Genomic DNA, 18,197 nt, shown 5'->3' on the forward strand with positions numbered 1-18,197 from the left:
CTACGCTCGCAATGACGGTGTGTTATGGCTTCAGGATCACGCGATCTCGCGACGAGCCGGCGACCGCAACATACGCTTCTTTCGCGCGCTCCAGTGGATAGACCGCATTCGTCTTGATCGGGAACGGTTTCAGATGGCCGCTCGCAAAGCCGGGCCCGAGGTCGCGCAGCACCGCGCCCGTGGCGGCGGAGGACAGGCCGAGCGTGTCGATGCCGACATAAGTGTGCTGTCCCCGGTAGAATTCGAGGATGTTGAACTGCACGATGCGGTCGATCGCGGCGATCAGGATCTGGCGGCCGCGCAAGGCGAGTGACTTGTGCGCCGCTTGGAAATAGGGATCGCCGACCGTATTGAAGACGATGTCGGCGCCCTTGCCGCCGGTCAATTCGCGCACGCGCGCGGCGACGTCGGAGGCGGAGGCGTCAATCACCTCGATGGGCGCACGGGCGTGACCTTCATAGGGTTCCGCCTTGCGCACCACTCCGATGACGCGCGCGCCCTGCCAGGTCGCGATCTGCACCGCGGCCTGGCCGACCTTGCCGTTGACGCCGAACACCAGCACGGTCTCGCCGCTCTTCGGCACACCTGCGCGGCGAAAACCTTCCATCGCGGTGACGAAGGGCACGCCGACGCCGGCGGCCTCTTCCCACGACACCGCCCTGGGTTTCTCCACGACCGCATCGGCCTCGACCACGAGATGGCTGGCGTGGGTGCCGTCGCGGCGGATGCCGAGATCGCCGGAAGAGCCGAACACCTCGCGGCCGATCGTCCCGGCGGGCCCGTCGATCACCACGCCGGCATAGTCACGGCCGGGGGTCCGGGGGAACACGGCATAGGGCATCAGCCCGGTCGCAGCCTTGACGTCGGACGGATTGACCGCAGCGGCCTTCACCTCGACCAGAAGATCGTTCGGCCCGCGCACAAGCGTCTGACGCTCGACCACAGGGGCAAACACAGCGGCGCTTTCAGCTTTGGCGTTGAGGCGCACGCAGCGCGCTTCGACCGTCCTGGCATCGGCTGGTGACATGAAAAGACCCCGCGATTTCTCGCGGGCCTTGTCGCCTCTGGCGCCGGTCAAGTCAATCCGTCAGTCCTTGGGCCGCTTGTCGTAGAGCCGTTTGGCCTTGCCCAGCGAGCGCTCCAGCGTGGCCGGCGCGACCACCTGGACCCTCGAACTGATGCCGATGGTGTTCTTGATATGGGTCGAGATCCGATCCGCTTGATCGACGAGACCCCTTCCGTCCCAGCTTTCGGGCCGCGCCTCGGCGATGATGGTGAGCTCGTCCATGCGGCCTTCGCGGGTGAGCTCGAGGATGAAGTGGCCGCAGCACCAGTCGGTCGCGAGCAGCACTTCCTCGATCTGGGTCGGGAACAGGTTGACGCCGCGCAGGATGATCATGTCGTCCGAGCGGCCCGTCACCTTCTCCATCCGCCGCATGCCCGGCCGCGCTGTCCCCGGTAGCAGCCGCGTCAGATCGCGCGTGCGATAGCGGATCACAGGAAAGGCTTCCTTGGTGAGCGAGGTGAACACGAGCTCGCCCTTCTCGCCGTCCGGCAGCACCGCACCGGTCTGGGGATCGATCACTTCGGGATAGAAATGATCCTCCCAGATGTGCAGGCCGTCCTTGGTCTCGATGCACTCCTGTGCGACGCCGGGGCCGATCACCTCTGAGAGGCCGTAGATGTCGGTCGCATCCATGTCGAAGGCATCCTCGATCTCGGCGCGCATCGCGTTGGTCCAGGGCTCGGCGCCAAAGATGCCGATCTTGAGCGAGCACTGGCGGGGATCGAGCTTCTGGCGTTTGAACTCGTCGAGAATCGCCAGCATGTAGCTCGGCGTCACCGTGATGATATCGGGCCTGAAATCGTTGATGAGCTGCACCTGCCGCTCGGTCATGCCGCCGGAGATCGGCACCACCGTGCAGCCGAGCCTTTCCGCGCCGTAGTGCACCCCTAACCCGCCGGTGAAGAGGCCATAGCCATAGGCGTTGTGGATGATCATGCCGGTGCGGCCGCCCGCCGCACGGATCGAGCGCGCCATCACCTCGGACCAGGTGTCGATGTCGCGTTGGGTATAGCCGACCACGATCGGCTTGCCCGTGGTGCCGGAGGAGGCATGTACACGCACCAGCTTTTCGCGCGGCACGGCGAACATGTTGAAGGGATAGTTGTCGCGCAGGTCCGTCTTCACCGTGAACGGAAATTTTGCGAGATCGGACAGCTCGCGAAAATCGGACGGATGCACGCCGGCCTTGTCGAAGGCTTTGCGATAATGCGCGACATTGTCGTAGGCATGCTTCAGCGACCAGGCCAGTCGCTGCGTCTGCAACGCCATGATCTCGTCGCGCGAGGCACGCTCCTGCGCGTCCATCTCGGCACTATAAGTGCTGGCACCTTCCTTGAGTTTCGTCAGAGCCATCCTCGTTTCCCCACATTGGTTTGTTCATTTTATTTGTCTTGCTGCGGCAGCCACGTGCCGGGAATGACACGCGAATGCCCGCGGAATTCCGCGATAACGGTGTCGCCCACGGTGACACGCACGTCGTAGATGCCGGAGCGGCCGCCGCGGGTGATCTCCCGCGCCTTAGCGACGAGTCGGTCGCCAAGCCTGCCGGGCTTGATGAAGGTGATCTGGCCTTGCGCGGCCACCACGCGCTCATTGTGCGAGTTGCAGGCAAACGCAAAGGCGGAATCGGCCAGCGTGAAGATGAAGCCGCCATGGGCGATGCGCTGGCCATTGACCATGTCCGGCCGCACCGTCATGGCGAGCGTCGCAAAGCCCGGGCCGATTTCGACGATCTCCATGCCGAGGCCCTTGGAGGCATCGTCCTCGGCCCACATCGCCTCGGCACAGGCGCGGGCAATATCCTCAGGCGACAGGGCGGCTTTGACGTTCACGCGCTTCTCCCGGGGCCAGACGTTTGCTCATGATGTTCTGCTGGTTGCCGCAAGCTGTCAAATAATGCGACGCATTTGCATTCATCGGGTCTGATCTGCCGATCAGACATGATCATAATCGACCACGACCCGCTCCGACGATGGCTTGGCTTGGCAAGTCAGGACGAAGCCGGCCTTGAGCTCCCACCGTTCCAGCGAATAGTTGATGTCCATCGGCGCCTTGCCCTCGACCAGCTTGGCGCGGCAGGTCGAGCACATGCCGCCCTTGCAGGCGAAGGGCAGATCGACACCGGCGCGCAGCGCGGCATCGAGGATCGCCTCATCCTCGGCGACCGGCACGTCGCGACGCTTGCCGTCGATGATCAGCGAGGCGATCGCCTTCGGCGGCGCGTCTGGCGCAAGCACCTTCTTCGGCCGCGGCTTGCCGCCGAATTCGGAGACGAAGCGCTCGACGTGGATGCGCTCATCCGCGACGCCGAGATCGCGGCAGGTCGCCTCGATCTCCTCGCTCATGCCAAGGGGACCGCAGATGAAGACATGATCGACGCTTTCCGCCGGCACCAGCGAGCGGAGCAGCACCCTCACCTTGTCGCCATCGAGCCGGCCATGCAGGATCGGAATGTCCTGCTCCTCGCCGGAGATGACGTGGAAAATCGAGAGACGATCGATGAACCGATCCTTCAGCTCCTCGAGCGCCTCGAGAAACATGATGTTGTCGGTGGTGCGGTTGCCGTAGAACAGGAAGAAGCGGCTGTCGGGCTCGCGTGCGAGCACGCCCTTCACGATCGACAGGATCGGCGTGATGCCGGAGCCGGCGGCGAAGCCGACATGGATGCGCGCGCGATCTGCAGGCGGGACCACACCAAAACGCCCGGTCGGCGTCATCACGTCGAGCTCATCGCCGCACTTCAATTCGTCCGCCGCCCAGCTCGAAAACGCGCCGCCATCGATCTTCTTCACGGCGATGCGGATCTCGCCGTCGTCAGGGCCGGAGCAGATGGAATAGGAGCGGCGCACTTCTTCGCCGTCGAGCGTGGTGCGAAGCGTGAGGTACTGGCCGGGCGTGAACGCGTAGTCGCCGGCGAGCTCGCCGGGAATGGCAAACGTCATCGAGATGGCGTCGGATGCCTCGCGGCGGAGATCGTTGACGGCCAGGCGGTGGAAGCGCGGTGCGGCTGATGGCATCAGAAATACCCTGGCTCGGTGTCACCGCCGCCATTGCGAGGAGCCCTTGCGACGAAGCAATCCAGACTGCTTCCGCAGGGGTAGTCTGGATTGCTTCGCTGCGCTCGCAATGACGATGGGGCTGGCATCGTGCGCCCTCAATGACACTTGAAGTAATCGAACGGTTCGCGGCAGGACATGCAGCGCCACAGCGCCTTGCAGGAGGTCGAGCCGAACTCGGACAGCAGCTCGGTTTTATCGGAGCCGCATTGCGGACACGCGACCGCCTGCTCGCCGAATAGCGCACGGCGTGAGCTCGAGGCTTGTGGCGGCGCGATGCCATAGGCGCGCAGCTTGCGGCGGCCTTCCTCGCTCATCCAGTCCGTGGTCCAGGCCGGGGACAACACGGTGCGCACCTTGGGCTGATGGAAGCCGGCGCGCTCCAGCGCAAGCTCGATTTCGAGCGCGATCATGTTCATCGCCGGGCAACCCGAATAGGTCGGCGTGATCGCGACCTCCACTTGGTCACCGTCGAGAACGACATCACGCAGCACGCCGAGATCGGCGATGGTCAACACCGGGATTTCGGGATCGACCACGCTCGCGACGGCGTCCCAGGCACGCTGGCGCAGCTCGCTGTCGCGGTCGAGCACCGTCACCATGTCAGCCCCGGGAAGGTGCGCTGCATTGATTGCAGCTCGGACAAGAGATGGCCCAGATGCTCACTGTGGCGGCCGGAGCGGCCACCTTGCTGCATCCAGTCGTTCTGCGGCAGTGCAAGCGTGGCCTCATTGGCGACATCCGACAGCGTCTTCAACCAGCGACCGCGCAAGGTCGCGGGATCGACGGCGATGCAGGCGTCAATCAGGCTGCGCTCGCCGTCGTCAACGGCGAACATCTCGCCGGTGAAGGCCCAGAGGTGTTCGATCGCTCCTTGCGCGCGGGCGTGGCTCTCGGCCGTGCCGTCGCCGAGCCGGATGATCCATTCCGAGGCATGGCGCAAATGATAGGCGCTCTCCTTTTCCGATTTGGCGGCAATCGCCGCCAGCGTTGCATCGCGCGAATTCATCATCGCGCGCCAGTAGAGATCGGCGAAGGTGGAATAGAAGAATTGGCGCACAAGGGTTTGGGCAAAGTCTCCATTGGGCTGCTCGACCAGCAGCAGGTTCCGATACTGCCGTACGTCGCGCAAATAGGCGAGCTTGTCCTCGTCATTGTCCTTGCCCTCGACCTTCGCGGCATAGCCGTAGAGCTCCCGCGCCTGGCCGATGAGGTCGAGCGCAATGTTGGACAGCGCCATGTCCTCTTCCAGCATCGGCGCGTGTCCGCACCATTCCGACAGCCTGTGGCCGAGGATCAGCGCATCGTCGGCGCGGCGCAGTGCGTAGAGCACAAGTGGCGTTTCGGAGACCTGGATGTTGGCGACTGCCATCACATGTGCCCCACTTCTTCCGGCACCTCATAGAACGTCGGATGCCGGTAGATCTTGGACTCCGCCGGCTCAAACATCATGCCCTTCTCGGCCGGATCGCTCGCGGTGATCGCGGTCGAGGGCACGACCCAGATCGACAGGCCCTCGCCGCGCCGGGTGTAGATGTCGCGAGCGGCTTGCAGCGCCATGGTGGCATCGCTCGCATGGAGCGAGCCGACATGCTTGTGCGCGAGCCCGTTGCGGCTGCGAATGAAGACTTCCCACAGCGGCGTGTTCGGCGTGGCCATATTGATCTCCCTACTCCGCGGCTTGCGCGGTCTGACGCTGCGCGCGCTTGGCGGCATAGCTGGCTGCCGCCTCGCGCACCCAGGCACCCTCCTCATGCGCCTTGCGGCGTGCGGCCATGCGGTCGCGGTTGCAAGGGCCGTTGCCCGCAAGCACCTGCTTGAATTCGGTCCAGTCGATCTCGCTGTAGCGCCAGTGCCCGTCGGCATCCTGCGTCATGCCGGCGTCGGGAATGGTGAGGCCGAGATACTGCGCCTGCGGCACGGTCGCATCGACGAATTTCTGGCGCAGCTCGTCGTTGGAGAAGCGTTTGATCTTCCATTTCGTCGAGGCGTCGCTGTGCTGGCTCGTGGCATCGGGCGGACCGAACATCATCAGCACCGGCCACCACCAGCGATTCAGCGCATCCTGCGCCATCGCCCTCTGCTCGTCGGAGCCGCGGCAGAGCGTCAGCATGATCTCGTAGCCCTGGCGCTGGTGGAACGACTCCTCCTTGCAGACGCGTATCATCGCGCGCGCATAGGGGCCGTAGGAACAGCGGCACAGCGGAATCTGGTTCATGATCGCGGCGCCGTCGACCAGCCAGCCGATCGTGCCGATGTCCGCCCAGGTCAGCGTCGGATAGTTGAAGATCGAGGAATATTTGGCTTTTCCCGCGAGCATCGCGTCGACCAGCTCTTCACGCGAGGAGCCGAGCGTTTCGGCGGCGGCGTAGAGATAGAGCCCGTGCCCACACTCGTCCTGCACCTTGGCGAGCAGCGCGGCCTTGCGGCGCAGCGTCGGCGCGCGGGTGATCCAGTTGCCCTCGGGCAGCATACCCACGATTTCCGAGTGCGCGTGCTGAGAAATCTGGCGCGTCAGCGTCTTGCGATAGGCCGCCGGCATCCAGTCGTTCGGCTCGATGCGCTCCTCGGCATCGATGCGTGCCTGGAACTGCGCAGCCCTGGCGGCGTCCTCAAGACCGCGATCGTCGGTCTCGGCCGTGTTCAGCGCCTGAGTATACATGCGCATCCTCCCGATTTGTTGGGGAAGAATATATAACAGAAGTTAGTTGATGCAAGATATTTTTGTAACATAAAGATCAGGTGCCGAACCTCCGTTCCAGCGCCTTTCTCGCGGGTGGTAATGCCCCCCTCTCGTTGGTTCCATGGCCGTCGAGCCATTGTTCCGATGGAACGAGGAGCGCGCGATAAATCTTGCCGCAGAGTTTGCGAGCCGCCCGGCCGGGCCAATCCGGCGGCAGCAGGCTTTCGGGCAACAGCGGGTCGCGCAGCACGACGCGGCGGTAGTAGTGGATCAGCAGGATCCGTGCAGTGAAAGCGTCGGCCTCGGACAGAACCGTACCGCGCGTGATCTGGGCGCGCAGCGGCTCGAACGTCTTCATGAATTTCAGGTAGGCATCCGCGGTACGATCGAGCGGCCAGCTCGCGCTCAGCAGGCGACGTCCGCTGTCGTCCTCCGCCGAGACTTCGAGACGGATGGCGCCCCCAGCCTCATCCGGCACCGGCACGCCCGACGGTGCGACCCATACACCCGGCAGCGGACTGCCGAAGCCGGCATTGCGTAGTGCCTCGCGCGAGGCGTCGCGGTCCTCGCCATTGCCGATCAGCAGCAGCTCGAAGCGCCCGGTCCAGTCGGACGGCGGCGGATCGTAGATGTGGCGCGTGGCCGCTTCAAACGTCTGCCGGCCCTTGTCGGCCAAGCGATAAAAACTGTTGCGGCCGACCTTCTCGCGCGTCAGCCAGCCGTCGGCCGCGAGGCGCGACACCGCCGTGCGGACGACGCCGCTATCGATGTCCAGGCCTTCGAAGAATTCGAGCAGCGTACCGAGCCATACGGAGCCGCCGCGTGGCACGATGGCATCGCCGAACACGGTGATGACGATGGAGCCGGTGCGCGACGGCTCGCGCTTGAGCTGGTCGATGATGCGGGAGAGCGGATGCGCCATGCGCGAGGCATAGCGCGTTTGGTGCGGGTGCGACAATGCCGCGCGAGGCGCGCCGGTTCTCCGTCTCCCCGTGCGCCGGCCGTGCGCGGGGAGAGGCGAAGAAGCTATCTGTGCGGGTCGGGATAGACGAGGCTGCGCCAGCCGCTGCGATCGAACGGGCGCCACTGGCCTTCTTTCTGCGCGAGGCGATCGGCCACGGCATAGACGGCGGCGGGATGATGGCCCATGCCGCAATGGCTGCTCTCGACCTCGATGCTCTCTGTCTGCGCGCCAGTCTTTTCCATGCAGCCCTGCCAGGCGCAGACGCCGTCGGTGCGGCTGAAGATGGCGGTGGTCGGCACCGGCGGCGGAACGGCGAGCTCGCCTCCGAACTGCGGATCGACCTCGTCGGCCTTGCGGCCGCTCGCCCATTCATAGACGCGCCAAGCGTTGGTCGAGCGCGGATCGCCCGCGAAGGGGCTGCCGAGCGTGATCACCTGGCGCACGCGCTCCGGCATCATCTTGGCGAGCTGGCGCGCATAGAGGCCGCCGAGGCTCCAGCCCACCAGGCTGATCTTGCGACCGTGCTTGTCGCTGAGCTCCTGGACCAGATCCACCATCGCGTGCTGAACGCCCGGACGCAGGCCGTAATTGCGGCCCTGACGCCAGCCGCTCACCGCATAGCCCCTGCTCGCCAGAAACGCGCGCAGCGCGCGCGTCGACGCATCGGAAGCCACGAGGCCGGGCAGCACCAGCACCGGATGTCCGTCGCCGCGCGGCGCGAGGCTCAGGAGCGGCAGCGCGCCGAGGAATGCGCCGAACTCGTGGATCGCCCGCCCCTCCAGAAACATCAGGGTGCGGGATGGCGGGCGCAGCGTCTGGGCAGTTGCGGTCATCAATGTTTCCCCTGGGAGACTCGAGAGCCGCCGGCCGCGATGCCGGCAAATGGGCACGAATTCCAATACGCCGGCTTCTTGAACGTTCCGCAGCGCAACATGAATCAGCTAGGCGGCCGGTTCCCGACATTCAAGCGGGAGAGATGCGAGGCGACAATAGGCCCGCACGTTAATGCTAACGGCCGTGACGCAAAAGTCACAACAATCGAAGCAGAAATTCCAGGGAGTAAAGCGCAAGCCCGGCGAGCCCACCGATCAGCGAACCATTGAACCGGATGTATTGCAGGTCGCGGCCGATGTTGATTTCGATCAGCGAAATCAGCTGCGACATGTTCCACGCCTTGACCTGGTCGGAGATGAAGGTGGACACGCCGCTCTTCTGGTCGGCGACGAAGCTGCGCAGCACCGTCACCAGGCCCTGGTTGATCTCGCCGCGCAGCTCGGCATCGCCGGCGAGCGCCTCGCCCGCGGCGACGAACATGCCGGCGAGATGATGCTGCAACACCTGCGTCTCACCGCTCGCACTGCGCTCGATGAAGGCGCGCGTGTTGGCCCAGACGGTGCGGGCGAGATCGGCAAGCTCGGGACGCGCGAGCAGATCGCGCTTCAGCCCGGCGATACGGTCGATATAGGCCTGGTCGGTGCCGAGGCGGTCGACGAAGCTCAGCACCATGCGGTCGAACTCGCCGCGGAACGGATGCTTGGGATCGCTGCGCACTTCATTGAAGAAGGCGGTGGCGGAAGCCACGATCTTGTTCACCAGAAACTTGTCGGCGCGATAGAGCCGCAGCAGGGTCGGCAGCTCCGCCCGGACCTTCTCGCGGATCATCGCCATCATCTCTTTCTGATTCAGCGTCTCATGCATCACGCGCAAGAGATCGTCGAACAGGATCTGGTGCCGGCCCTCCGCGACGAAGCCGCGCAAAGTGCCGGCCGCAAGTGGCGCAAGGTCGATCGCCTGGAGCTGCGAGGACAGGCGGCGGATGATGAACGTCATCAGCCCCGAGGTCTCGGTCGCGGAGACGGCCTCAGGCAGGAGGCGCAGCGCGAAGCGCGCGAGGTCGTCACTGCGCTTGCGGTCACGCAGCCAGTCGGCAACGAAGGAGCCGAAATCGATCTCCCTCAGCTTGGCCTCGACGGGACCGGCCTCCAGGAAATGCACCTGGATGAATTCGCCGAGCTTGTCGGCAATGCGGGCCTGATTGCTCTGAATGATGGCGGTGTGCGGGATCGGCAGGCCGAGCGGCCGCTTGAACAGGGCGACCACGGCGTACCAGTCTGCGAGTCCGCCGATGGTGGCGGCCTCCGCGAAGGCCGCGATGAACCCGAACACGGGATGCACCGGCAGCAGCCATTTCGCGACGATGAAGAGCAGAAGCGTCGAGGCGAGCACCAGCGTCGCCAGCGCTTTCACGCGGCGCAGCTCGGCCGCGCGTTCGGCATCGCCGGGGGTGTCGAAGGAGAAGGCGGATTGAATCTTCATGACGCAAACTTAGCGTCCCGATCTCCGCGTGTCCCGGACGAGGTGCAGCGCGAAGCGATGCGCCGCAAGCCGGGACCCAGCAAGACGATGGACCCCGATCAGCAGTGCACCACGCCGGTCTGGACGATGCTTCGCATCGCCAGGGCGCGCTGCACAGCGTCCGGGAAACGCAAACCAAAACAAAAACAAAGGCCCGCCGAAGCGGGCCTCAAATTTCAGTTTGTACTCACAGTGCCAGATCAGGCGGTCTTGCTGTAGACCTTGGCAAAGTTGTCCTGAGCGGACTTCGCACCGTTGGCGGCGAGCTTGCCGAGATAGTCGGCGGTCGCCTTGGCTCGCGAGACGAACGCTTCACCGCGGGCGCGGAGCAGGCTCGACTGGATCTCGACGGCCTCGCTGATCGACTTGGCGGACGCGAGCTTGTCGATGCCCGAGAAGAACGCCTCGGCATCCTCATAGATCGCCTGCTGGATGTTGCGGCTGATCTTGCCGGCTTCAGTGACGGTCTCGGTCACGGCATTCTCGACGGCGGCGGTCACGCGCTCGGAGCCAGCGAACACTTCGGCGGCACGGTCCTTGGCGGTGTTGGCAGTCTTCTTGACGAATTCGCGGGCGGCCTCGGGAACTTCCAGGTTCTGGATGTTCTTGAAAGCGTCCTTGAAGCCCTCGAAAGCGGTATTGGTTTCAGTGGTCATGGGGTTCTCTCCATCCTCATTGGTCTGAGCTATGGGCTCACCCCGTCCGCATTGGCCCGGGGCACGGCTTATATGGCAGAGTTAATTGTGCGATGCAATATTCATGTTGCAGCGCGATATCACGAAATCGTGAACAGCCTTAACTTGAGGCATCATGATGCCTCCCTCACCAGCTGGGTTCCCAAGGATTTCCCCGAGGCCTCGTGCTGGACGGCCCTCTCAGTGCTGGACAGCGCCTGGCAGCCCGTAGGCCTCCATCTGGGCCTGGACCTGCGCGACGTTGTGGCCGAGCACGACGATGTCGTGGGTCTTGCCGTCGACATCCCGGACATGATCCCGCAGCAGTGCCTCCGCCTTGAACCCGAGGCTCTCGAACAGGGCAATCGCCGCCTGCTGGTCGACCGTCATCTGAACCGAGAGCTTTTCCAGGCCCGCCCCGAGCGCGAGGGCAAAGGTCTCCTGCGACAGCGCCTTGCCAACACCCTTGCCGCGGACCTCGGGCGAAATCACCATGCGGATCTCACCGACATGGGGTGACCAAGAGTGCGGGTCGCGCACCAGCGTGCCGCAGCCGACAACCCTGCCCTCTCTCACCGCGAGCAGGCTCCTGGATCGCACCGCGCTCGATCTCCTTGACCCAAGCGGCCAATACCTTGGGCTCGCTGATGTTGCGCGGCAGGAACAGCAGGTCGTGGGTGGGCAGGCCCCTGCCGAAGGCCAGTACCGCGGCTTCGTCCGCGGACGACATCAGACGGATCTCGATATCGCCGGCGTCGGTCTTGACGTGACGCGGATAGGAACGCTGCTCACTCATGTCGATCTCTTCCCAAGCCAGGAATCCAATTTCGGCCACAGCCGCTTCACCGCGTTGGCGCCGGCGACGAGCGAGACGTGACCGCCCTTCAGGATCACCTCTTCCTTGTCCGCCGAGCCGACCTTGGCGATCAGATGCTTGGCAGCGTCATAGGGCACGATGTGATCGTGCTCGGCGACCGCATGCAGGATCGGCACCGTGATATTGTCGAGCTTCGCGGCACGACCGCCCACCGACATGGTGTCGTTGAACAGCTTGTTGTCCCACATCAAGTCCTTGGTGATGGCGCGGAAGTACTCGCCGGCGAGCGGCAGCGTATCGGTCGCCCAGCGGTCGAACATGCGGTAAGACTTCACGAACTCGTCGTCCCAGATGTTCTCCCAGAGCTGGATCTGGCTCACCGTGCGCGAGGCCGGCCGCAGCATCTCGAACGAGGACAGGATCATCTCCGGCGGCACGTTGCCGACGCTGTCGACGAGATGGTCGACGTCGAAATAGCGGCGGTCGGAGAAATTCGAGAACAGCTTCATCTCGCGGAAGTCGATCGGCGTGGTGAAGCAGATCAGGTTCTTCATCGGCCCGTCCTGATGGATCGAGCCGTAGAGCAAGGACAGCACACCGCCGAAGCAATAGCCGATGACGGAAACGTCCTGCTCGCCGGAATCGGCTTGCACGCGGCGGATGCAGTCCGGGATGAAATCGAGGACATAGTCCTCCATGCGCAGGCTCTTCTCCTCCGGCCGCGGCGCGCTCCAGTCCAGCATGTAGACGTCGTAGCCACGCCTGAGCAGGAACTCGATGAAGCTCTGACCGGGCACGAGATCGAGGATGTAGCCGCGGTTGGTCGTCGCCATCACGATCAGCACCGGCACGCGGTAGATCTCGTCCGACATCGGGCGGTAGTGATAAAGGCTCATCGTGCCGCGCGAATGCAGCACGTCCTTGGGCGTCGAGCCGAGCGACGGGCCCGAGGTCGAGAAATATTCGACGCCCTTGATGCTCCGCATGATAGCGCGCTGCACTTCGGATTGGATCCGCTCCGGTATCGCAGCGAAATCAAGTCCCGTCGGCGCGTTCATTTTTGGTCTCCGCCTTCGGGCGGCGGACGTTTCGTACGCGGCGGTCGCGGAGCGGCGCCGACCTGCTGCGCACCCGAGTTGGCCGACATCTGGCTCAACATCGACTTGATCTCGCCGAGTTGGCCTTCGATCGACTGGAGCCGCTCCGCGATACCGGTCATCTGCTCGCGGCTCGGCAGGTTCATGGAGAGCAGGTATTTCTCCATGAGATCGCCGAATTGCTTCTGAGCACCTGCAGCAACTCCGCCGGCGCGGTTCATGGCTTGCGAGAATTCGGGCGTCTCCATCGCCTTGGTCGCGAAGGAGTTGAAACCCTTCTCCATCTCGCCAACCATCTTCTGCCACAAGGCGACCGGATCGGTGATCTTGTCGGTCATCAGCGTCCTCCCAATGTGGAGGGCTTTGCGCCCCTCTTTTCCCGCCATACCACACCGTTGCGAGGTGCCGGTCAACCGGCAAGCAGTGGGCGCAGCGTCGCGCACGCGGCTTCTTCGCGGAACGAAACCGTGCGATACAGCATCGATCAGCAGGAGGGACCCGTGACCGCCCATCATCCGCCCCAGACCGTCCGCGCCAACGGCATCGACATCTGCTATGAGATCTTCGGCCACGACAATGCCGAGCCGCTGCTGCTGATCATGGGCCTTGGGGCGCAGATGATCCATTGGGACGATGCGTTCTGCGAGCAGCTCGCCGCGCGCGGATTCCGCGTGATCCGCTTCGACAATCGCGACATCGGCAAGTCGAGCCATCTCACCGGCGGCAAGCGCCTGACGCCGTTCGAGCTGCTGAAGTTGCGCTTCTTGCGGATTCCCGTGGCCGCCACCTACAAGCTGATCGATATGGCCAAGGACACGGTCGGCCTGATGGATGCGCTCGGCATCAAGTCGGCGCATCTGGTCGGGGCATCCATGGGCGGCATGATCGCGCAAGAGGTGGCGCTGTCTTTCCGCACCGCGTGCGCTCACTGACCTCGATCATGTCGACCACGGGCAATCCGAGCATACCGCCGCCGACACGCGAGGCCGCGGCCATGCTGATGGCGCCGCCGCCGCGCAGCAAGGAAGAGTTCATCGTCCGCTTCGGTCAGACCTGGAAGCTGCTGCGCGCCGGGTCTTTCCCGGAAGAGGAAGCGCTCGATCCTGGCCGCGCCGAGCGCGTGTTCGCGCGCGGGCTCAATCCGGCCGGCGTCGGCCGTCAGCTTCGCGCCGTGCTTGCCTCCGGCAGCCGCAAGGAGCGGCTGCACGCCGTGAAGACCCCGACGCTCGTCATTCACGGCACCGTCGATCCGCTGGTCCATCCCGAAGGCGGCAAGGACACGGCGGCTTCAATCCCGAACGCGAAGCTGTTGATGATCGAGGGTATGGGCCATGCTTTGCCGATGCGCTTCTGGCCGGAGATCATCGACGCCATCGACAAGCACGCGCATGGCGCAGCGGCGCAGGCGGCTTAGATCTTCCGTGCGATCCAGATCACATGGCGTGCGCCACCGCCCCTGCCGGTGGCGCGGACATTGACCTCGCTGACGTCGAAATCGGCGCTGCGAAGGCGCTTGGTGAACGCCGGATTGGGTCCCGACGACCAGACGGCGAGCACACCGCCTCGCCGCAGCGCTGCCCTGGCCGCCGCCAATCCGCTCACATCATAGAGCGCGTCATTGCCCTTCCGGGTCAGCCCCTCGGGTCCGTTGTCGACGTCGAGGAGAATGGCGTCGAAGGCCGACCGCTGCGCCCGAATGATCTCGCCCACGTCGATTTCCCGGACAGTCACCCGGACGTCATCGAGGCTGTCGCCGAAGACCTCCGCCATCGGACCTCGCGCCCAGGCGACCACCGCCGGCACGAGTTCGGAGACGATGATCGTCGCCTTGGGTCCGAGCACGGCGAGCGCCGCGCGCAGCGTAAAGCCCATGCCGAGGCCGCCGATCAGGATGACGGGCTTTGCGACCTTCTCGATCTGCTTCGCCGCGAGCGTTGCCAGCGCCGCTTCCGAGCCCGAAAGACGGCTGTTCATCAGCTCGTTGCTGCCGAGCTTGATGGAGAACTCTTTGCCCCGCCGCATCAGGCGGAGCTCCTCGTCGGAGCCGGGGATTTTGGCGGTGTCGAGTTTTTCCCAGGGAATCATGCGCGAGCTTTAGCACGATTTGCGCCCCGGATTTCGCTGCGCTCCGTCCGGGCTACAAGAACGCGCCTCGGGCTACCCGCCCGCCCACACGTCGAGCACATAGCGGTCCTTCGTGCCCATCTCCTCGATCCACCGGGCACCGGCGGCGGCATCGCTGCCGCTCTTCTCGCGGTGGATCGCGACCAGCGCCGCCTTCACGTCGGGCTCCATCTTGCCGCCATCGCCGCAGACATAGATGATCGCGCCCTGCTCGATCAGCGGCCAGACCTTGTCCTTCTGCGCGGCGAGCATGTGTTGCACATAAGTCTTCGGTCCGTCCGCGCGCGAGAACGCCGTGAACAGCTCGGTGATACCGCTCGCCGCCAATGCCTTCAGCTCCTCGGCGTAGAGAAAATCCTGGTCGGGGTGGCGGCAGCCGAAGAACAGCATGGCCGGGCCGAGCGTGGCGTCCCTGGCCTTGCGCGCCGCGCGCTCCTGCAGGAAGCCACGGAACGGTGCGAGTCCGGTGCCGGGGCCGATCATGATGATCGGCACGGATGGATCATCGGGCAGCCGGAAGCCTGCCTTGGTCTCGCGCACGGTGGCGTAGATCGTATCGCCGGCGCGGCGGTTGGCCAGATAGTTCGAGCAGATGCCCTTGTAGACACCGCGCCCGGAGGCGGCCGGTCCCTCGACCACGCCGACCGTGATGCTGCATCGCGCCGGGTCGACCGAGGGGGACGACGAGATCGAGTAATAGCGCGGCGCCAGCAGCGAGAGCATTTCCAGATAGGCGTGAAACGGCAATTCGCAGGCGGGATATTCGAGGAGCAGGTCGAATACCGATTTGCGCCTGGACAGGATCTCGGTGCGATAGCGCTCGAGCGGCTCGGATTCCTCGCCGACGAAGCCCAGCAGCTTCGGCTTGGTGACCGGGCAGCGGGTGTGCTCGGCCATGATCTGGATCTGCTTGCGGGTCGCCACCTGCTGAAGCTCCACGAATTCGCTGAGCAGGCGGCCGACCGACACGGCCTCGCCGACCGGCAACTGCGCGCGCCGGCCTTCGGCGACCCGAAGCCTGATCTGGTCGGCCGGCAGGAAGCCGAAGCGGCGGGCAACGGAATCCACCAGCGTCGGATCGTTGCGCGGGACCACGCTCAAATGATCTCCGACGCGATAGCTGATGTTGGACGGCAGCTGCACCTCGATGTGGCGCGTCGAGCGCTCCGACGGATTGGGCCCGCTCTTGTTCTGCAGCTCGTCATTGGCCAGCACCTTCATCGCCACCGCGCCGCCCTGGGCGACGATGGTGTTGACGGCGGTCACCGCCACGGGCTCGATCGCGTAAAGCGGATCGTCCTCCGCCGTGCGGGTGAAATTCCAGTCGATGCCGAATTCCTTGGTCGCGACTTGCGCGGCCGCGGGGAACCATTTCTGGAACTGGCCGTCGAGATCGCTGCGCGCATCGCCTTCGCCGCGCGGATAGACCGCGCGTGCACCATGCGCCGACAATTGCTCGTCGATATAGCGCGGCACCGACTGATAGGTCGCCGCCCAGTCGCTGTTACCGCAACCGAACACGGCGTAGCGCACGCCGGCGAACGCATCCTTCGGCAGGTCGTCACCGAGCCATTTGACGAACTGCGTCGCATTGTCGGGCGGCGCGCCATTATAGGAGGCGCAAATGATGAGCACACCGCCCTCCTGCGGCAACTTACCGACGTAATCGTCGAGCGCGCCGAGATGCACGGCAAAACCGTTGATCTCGGCAAGATCGGCCATGCGCGTCGCAAGCTCCTCGGCGGTACCGAGATTGGAGCCGTAGAGCACCAGCATCGGCGTGTTGTGGCCGGGCCGCGTGGTGGGCTTGCGCTGCGTCTTGGGCGCTGAGGATGAAGCAGCAATGGGCCCGCCAAAGGCGCCGCGCTCGCGATCCGCGCGCGGACGCACCTTGATCTTGAAGCCCTCCGGCTTCATGGTCAGGGTTTCCTTCAGATGCATCTGGTAGCGCTGGTGGTCGATCAGCTTGAAGCGCTGCAGGATCATGCCGAGCGCCAGCGCCGCCTCGTGCATGGCGAACCCACGGCCAATGCAGGCGCGCTGCCCGTTGCCGAACGGCTTCCAGGCATTGATCGGCCGCTTCGCTTCGGCCTCGCGGCTGAAGTTCTCGGGATCGAAGGCATCCGGGGTCGGCCCCCAAACCGAGGGATCACGGTGCAGCGCCGTCACCAGGATGGTGACGAACGTGCCCTTCCGGAGCTTGTACTTGCCGCCGCCAATGGTCTCGTCCGCAAGCGGCGAGATGCCATAGGCAGGCGCCGGCGGCCACAGCCGCAACGCCTCCTTGAGGATCTGGGTGATGTAGGTGAGCTGCGTCACCTGCTGGTAGGTGGGCTTCGCGTTGACATCGGGGCCGAAGACGCGGTCGACTTCGTCATAGGCCTTCTTGAGAATGTCCGGATGCTTGAGCAGTGCATAGAGCGTGTAGGACAACAGGCCGCTGGTCGTCTCGTGACCCGCGATCAAAAACGTGTTGATCTGGTAGCGAATGTTGACGTCGTCGAGCTGTTCGCCGGTGGAGCGGTCGACGCCGGTCATCATTGCGGCGAGCATGTCCTTCTTGTCGTCGGCGCCTTCCGCGTTCTTGCGGCGCTCGGCGATGATCTCGTCGACCATCTTGTTCATGAAGGCGACGTCCTCGGCCAGCGTCTTGCGCCGCTTCTGCATCCAGAACTGCTCGAACGGCAGGCCGCGCGTCATCATGATGGTTTCGAGCGAACGCACCAGCGACTCGACGAAAGGATGGTAGTCGCGCCGGTAGAACGAATTGAAGCGGTAGTCGAAGCCGCACAGCCCGATCGTATCCAGCGTCAGCGCCGTCATGTCATGAACGACGTCGATCTCGTCGTCGGCATTGAGCCGCTCCCATTTCTGGACGAGCTGCTCGGCGATGTCGACCATGCTTCCGTGATAGGACTGCATGGCGCGGTTGCCGAACGGCTGGAGCAGGATGTTGTGCGCCTTGCTCCAGTTCGGCTCACGCGTGTCGGCCGTGAACAGGCCGTCACCGCCAACCGCACGCACGCGCCGCAGCGCGCCGCGTACCGTCTTGTCGAAGCGCTTCTCGTCCGACAGTTCGTCGACGAGATCGTGGCCGGAGACGATGACGATCGGCGAACCCATCATGTCGAGCCAGAAGATCGGTCCGAGCTCCTTGGCGAGCCGCGTCAGGTGCTGCACCGGAGCCGTCGAGTCCAGCGACAGCATGTTGCCGACCACCGGCTTGGTCGGCGGCTGCGGGATCGGGTCCAGACGGTTCTTGGATGACATGAAAAGCGCTTCCCCCTCAATAACCCTCGTCTTTGCGAGGAGCTCTTGCGACGAAACAACCCAGAGTGTCTCCGCGGACACCTTCCTGGAT

Annotated in this window: 16 protein-coding genes and 2 pseudogenes; 1 reads left to right on the forward strand and 17 read right to left on the reverse strand. The window is 64.5% G+C overall.

Annotation, left to right across the window (positions count from 1 at the left end; all coding sequences use genetic code 11):
* Positions 1-22: 22 nt before the first annotated feature.
* The 15 genes and pseudogenes from P6U27_RS24510 to P6U27_RS24580 all read right to left on the reverse strand — a co-directional run bounded on the left by P6U27_RS24510 (position 23) and on the right by P6U27_RS24580 (position 13,050).
* The gene (locus P6U27_RS24510) at positions 23-1,027 is read right to left on the reverse strand and encodes a zinc-binding alcohol dehydrogenase family protein (protein WP_209295565.1); all 1,005 of its coding nucleotides are present in this window, start codon (positions 1,025-1,027) and stop codon (positions 23-25) included.
* Between the two features lie 60 nt (positions 1,028-1,087).
* Entirely contained in the window at positions 1,088-2,419 is a 1,332-nt protein-coding gene (gene paaK / locus P6U27_RS24515) for a phenylacetate--CoA ligase PaaK (RefSeq protein ID WP_209295564.1), read from the reverse strand.
* 29 nt (positions 2,420-2,448) lie between these two features.
* Entirely contained in the window at positions 2,449-2,898 is a 450-nt protein-coding gene (gene paaI, locus P6U27_RS24520) for a hydroxyphenylacetyl-CoA thioesterase PaaI (RefSeq protein ID WP_122404299.1), read from the reverse strand.
* A 102-nt stretch (positions 2,899-3,000) separates the two neighbouring features.
* A complete protein-coding gene (paaE, locus tag P6U27_RS24525; protein ID WP_209295563.1) occupies positions 3,001-4,083 on the reverse strand; it encodes a 1,2-phenylacetyl-CoA epoxidase subunit PaaE in 1,083 nt (360 codons plus the stop codon).
* A 137-nt stretch (positions 4,084-4,220) separates the two neighbouring features.
* Entirely contained in the window at positions 4,221-4,724 is a 504-nt protein-coding gene (gene paaD / locus P6U27_RS24530) for a 1,2-phenylacetyl-CoA epoxidase subunit PaaD (protein WP_209295562.1), read from the reverse strand.
* Entirely contained in the window at positions 4,718-5,494 is a 777-nt protein-coding gene (paaC, locus tag P6U27_RS24535; RefSeq protein ID WP_209295561.1) for a 1,2-phenylacetyl-CoA epoxidase subunit PaaC, read from the reverse strand. Before paaC ends, paaD begins: the two co-directional genes overlap by 7 nt.
* Positions 5,494-5,781, reverse strand: coding sequence for a 1,2-phenylacetyl-CoA epoxidase subunit PaaB (gene paaB / locus P6U27_RS24540; protein WP_008136594.1), 288 nt, complete (start codon positions 5,779-5,781; stop codon positions 5,494-5,496). Before paaB ends, paaC begins: the two co-directional genes overlap by 1 nt.
* 10 nt (positions 5,782-5,791) lie before the next feature.
* Positions 5,792-6,784: a 1,2-phenylacetyl-CoA epoxidase subunit PaaA gene (paaA, locus tag P6U27_RS24545; RefSeq protein WP_164936897.1), complete on the reverse strand. Its 993-nt coding sequence runs from the start codon at positions 6,782-6,784 to the stop codon at positions 5,792-5,794.
* Between the two features lie 76 nt (positions 6,785-6,860).
* Complete coding sequence (gene paaX / locus P6U27_RS24550) at positions 6,861-7,727, reverse strand: phenylacetic acid degradation operon negative regulatory protein PaaX (RefSeq protein WP_407192726.1); 867 nt, start codon at positions 7,725-7,727, stop codon at positions 6,861-6,863.
* 104 nt (positions 7,728-7,831) lie between these two features.
* Positions 7,832-8,602: a triacylglycerol lipase gene (locus P6U27_RS24555; RefSeq protein WP_209295559.1), complete on the reverse strand. Its 771-nt coding sequence runs from the start codon at positions 8,600-8,602 to the stop codon at positions 7,832-7,834.
* A gap of 196 nt (positions 8,603-8,798) precedes the next feature.
* Positions 8,799-10,085: a DUF445 domain-containing protein gene (locus tag P6U27_RS24560; protein ID WP_209295558.1), complete on the reverse strand. Its 1,287-nt coding sequence runs from the start codon at positions 10,083-10,085 to the stop codon at positions 8,799-8,801.
* 239 nt (positions 10,086-10,324) lie between these two features.
* Positions 10,325-10,780, reverse strand: coding sequence for a phasin (locus P6U27_RS24565; protein WP_122404307.1), 456 nt, complete (start codon positions 10,778-10,780; stop codon positions 10,325-10,327).
* A 219-nt stretch (positions 10,781-10,999) separates the two neighbouring features.
* Positions 11,000-11,594, reverse strand: a pseudogene (locus tag P6U27_RS24570) (GNAT family N-acetyltransferase).
* Positions 11,591-12,673: an alpha/beta fold hydrolase gene (locus P6U27_RS24575; RefSeq protein WP_209295557.1), complete on the reverse strand. Its 1,083-nt coding sequence runs from the start codon at positions 12,671-12,673 to the stop codon at positions 11,591-11,593. Before P6U27_RS24575 ends, P6U27_RS24570 begins: the two are co-directional and overlap by 4 nt.
* Positions 12,670-13,050, reverse strand: coding sequence for a hypothetical protein (locus P6U27_RS24580; protein WP_122404310.1), 381 nt, complete (start codon positions 13,048-13,050; stop codon positions 12,670-12,672). The genes P6U27_RS24575 and P6U27_RS24580 overlap by 4 nt, the downstream gene beginning before the upstream one ends.
* Before the next feature lie 162 nt (positions 13,051-13,212).
* Here P6U27_RS24580 and P6U27_RS24585 point away from each other — a divergent pair.
* Positions 13,213-14,126 (forward strand): annotated as a pseudogene (locus P6U27_RS24585) (alpha/beta fold hydrolase).
* On the opposite strand, the gene P6U27_RS24590 reads toward P6U27_RS24585, so the two are convergent.
* Both P6U27_RS24590 and P6U27_RS24595 read right to left on the reverse strand, forming a co-directional pair.
* Positions 14,123-14,797: a spermidine synthase gene (locus tag P6U27_RS24590; protein ID WP_209295555.1), complete on the reverse strand. Its 675-nt coding sequence runs from the start codon at positions 14,795-14,797 to the stop codon at positions 14,123-14,125. The pseudogene P6U27_RS24585 and the gene P6U27_RS24590 sit on opposite strands and share 4 nt — an antisense overlap.
* Before the next feature lie 72 nt (positions 14,798-14,869).
* Positions 14,870-18,106, reverse strand: coding sequence for a bifunctional cytochrome P450/NADPH--P450 reductase (locus tag P6U27_RS24595; protein ID WP_209295554.1), 3,237 nt, complete (start codon positions 18,104-18,106; stop codon positions 14,870-14,872).
* Positions 18,107-18,197 lie beyond the last annotated feature (91 nt).

The organism is Bradyrhizobium sp. STM 3566, assembly GCF_045571445.1.
In the GTDB taxonomy this organism is placed as follows: domain Bacteria; phylum Pseudomonadota; class Alphaproteobacteria; order Rhizobiales; family Xanthobacteraceae; genus Bradyrhizobium; species Bradyrhizobium vignae.

Coding starts and splice junctions, on each gene's coding strand:
- P6U27_RS24510 (WP_209295565.1), bottom strand. CDS start 1,027: ATGTCACCAGCCGATGCCAGGACGGTCGAAGCGCGCTGCGTGCGCCTC.
- paaK (WP_209295564.1), bottom strand. CDS start 2,419: ATGGCTCTGACGAAACTCAAGGAAGGTGCCAGCACTTATAGTGCCGAG.
- paaE (WP_209295563.1), bottom strand. CDS start 4,083: ATGCCATCAGCCGCACCGCGCTTCCACCGCCTGGCCGTCAACGATCTC.
- paaD (WP_209295562.1), bottom strand. CDS start 4,724: ATGGTGACGGTGCTCGACCGCGACAGCGAGCTGCGCCAGCGTGCCTGG.
- paaC (WP_209295561.1), bottom strand. CDS start 5,494: ATGGCAGTCGCCAACATCCAGGTCTCCGAAACGCCACTTGTGCTCTAC.
- paaB (WP_008136594.1), bottom strand. CDS start 5,781: ATGGCCACGCCGAACACGCCGCTGTGGGAAGTCTTCATTCGCAGCCGC.
- paaA (WP_164936897.1), bottom strand. CDS start 6,784: ATGTATACTCAGGCGCTGAACACGGCCGAGACCGACGATCGCGGTCTT.
- paaX (WP_407192726.1), bottom strand. CDS start 7,727: ATGGCGCATCCGCTCTCCCGCATCATCGACCAGCTCAAGCGCGAGCCG.
- P6U27_RS24555 (WP_209295559.1), bottom strand. CDS start 8,602: ATGACCGCAACTGCCCAGACGCTGCGCCCGCCATCCCGCACCCTGATG.
- P6U27_RS24560 (WP_209295558.1), bottom strand. CDS start 10,085: ATGAAGATTCAATCCGCCTTCTCCTTCGACACCCCCGGCGATGCCGAA.
- P6U27_RS24565 (WP_122404307.1), bottom strand. CDS start 10,780: ATGACCACTGAAACCAATACCGCTTTCGAGGGCTTCAAGGACGCTTTC.
- P6U27_RS24575 (WP_209295557.1), bottom strand. CDS start 12,673: ATGAACGCGCCGACGGGACTTGATTTCGCTGCGATACCGGAGCGGATC.
- P6U27_RS24580 (WP_122404310.1), bottom strand. CDS start 13,050: ATGACCGACAAGATCACCGATCCGGTCGCCTTGTGGCAGAAGATGGTT.
- P6U27_RS24590 (WP_209295555.1), bottom strand. CDS start 14,797: ATGATTCCCTGGGAAAAACTCGACACCGCCAAAATCCCCGGCTCCGAC.
- P6U27_RS24595 (WP_209295554.1), bottom strand. CDS start 18,106: ATGTCATCCAAGAACCGTCTGGACCCGATCCCGCAGCCGCCGACCAAG.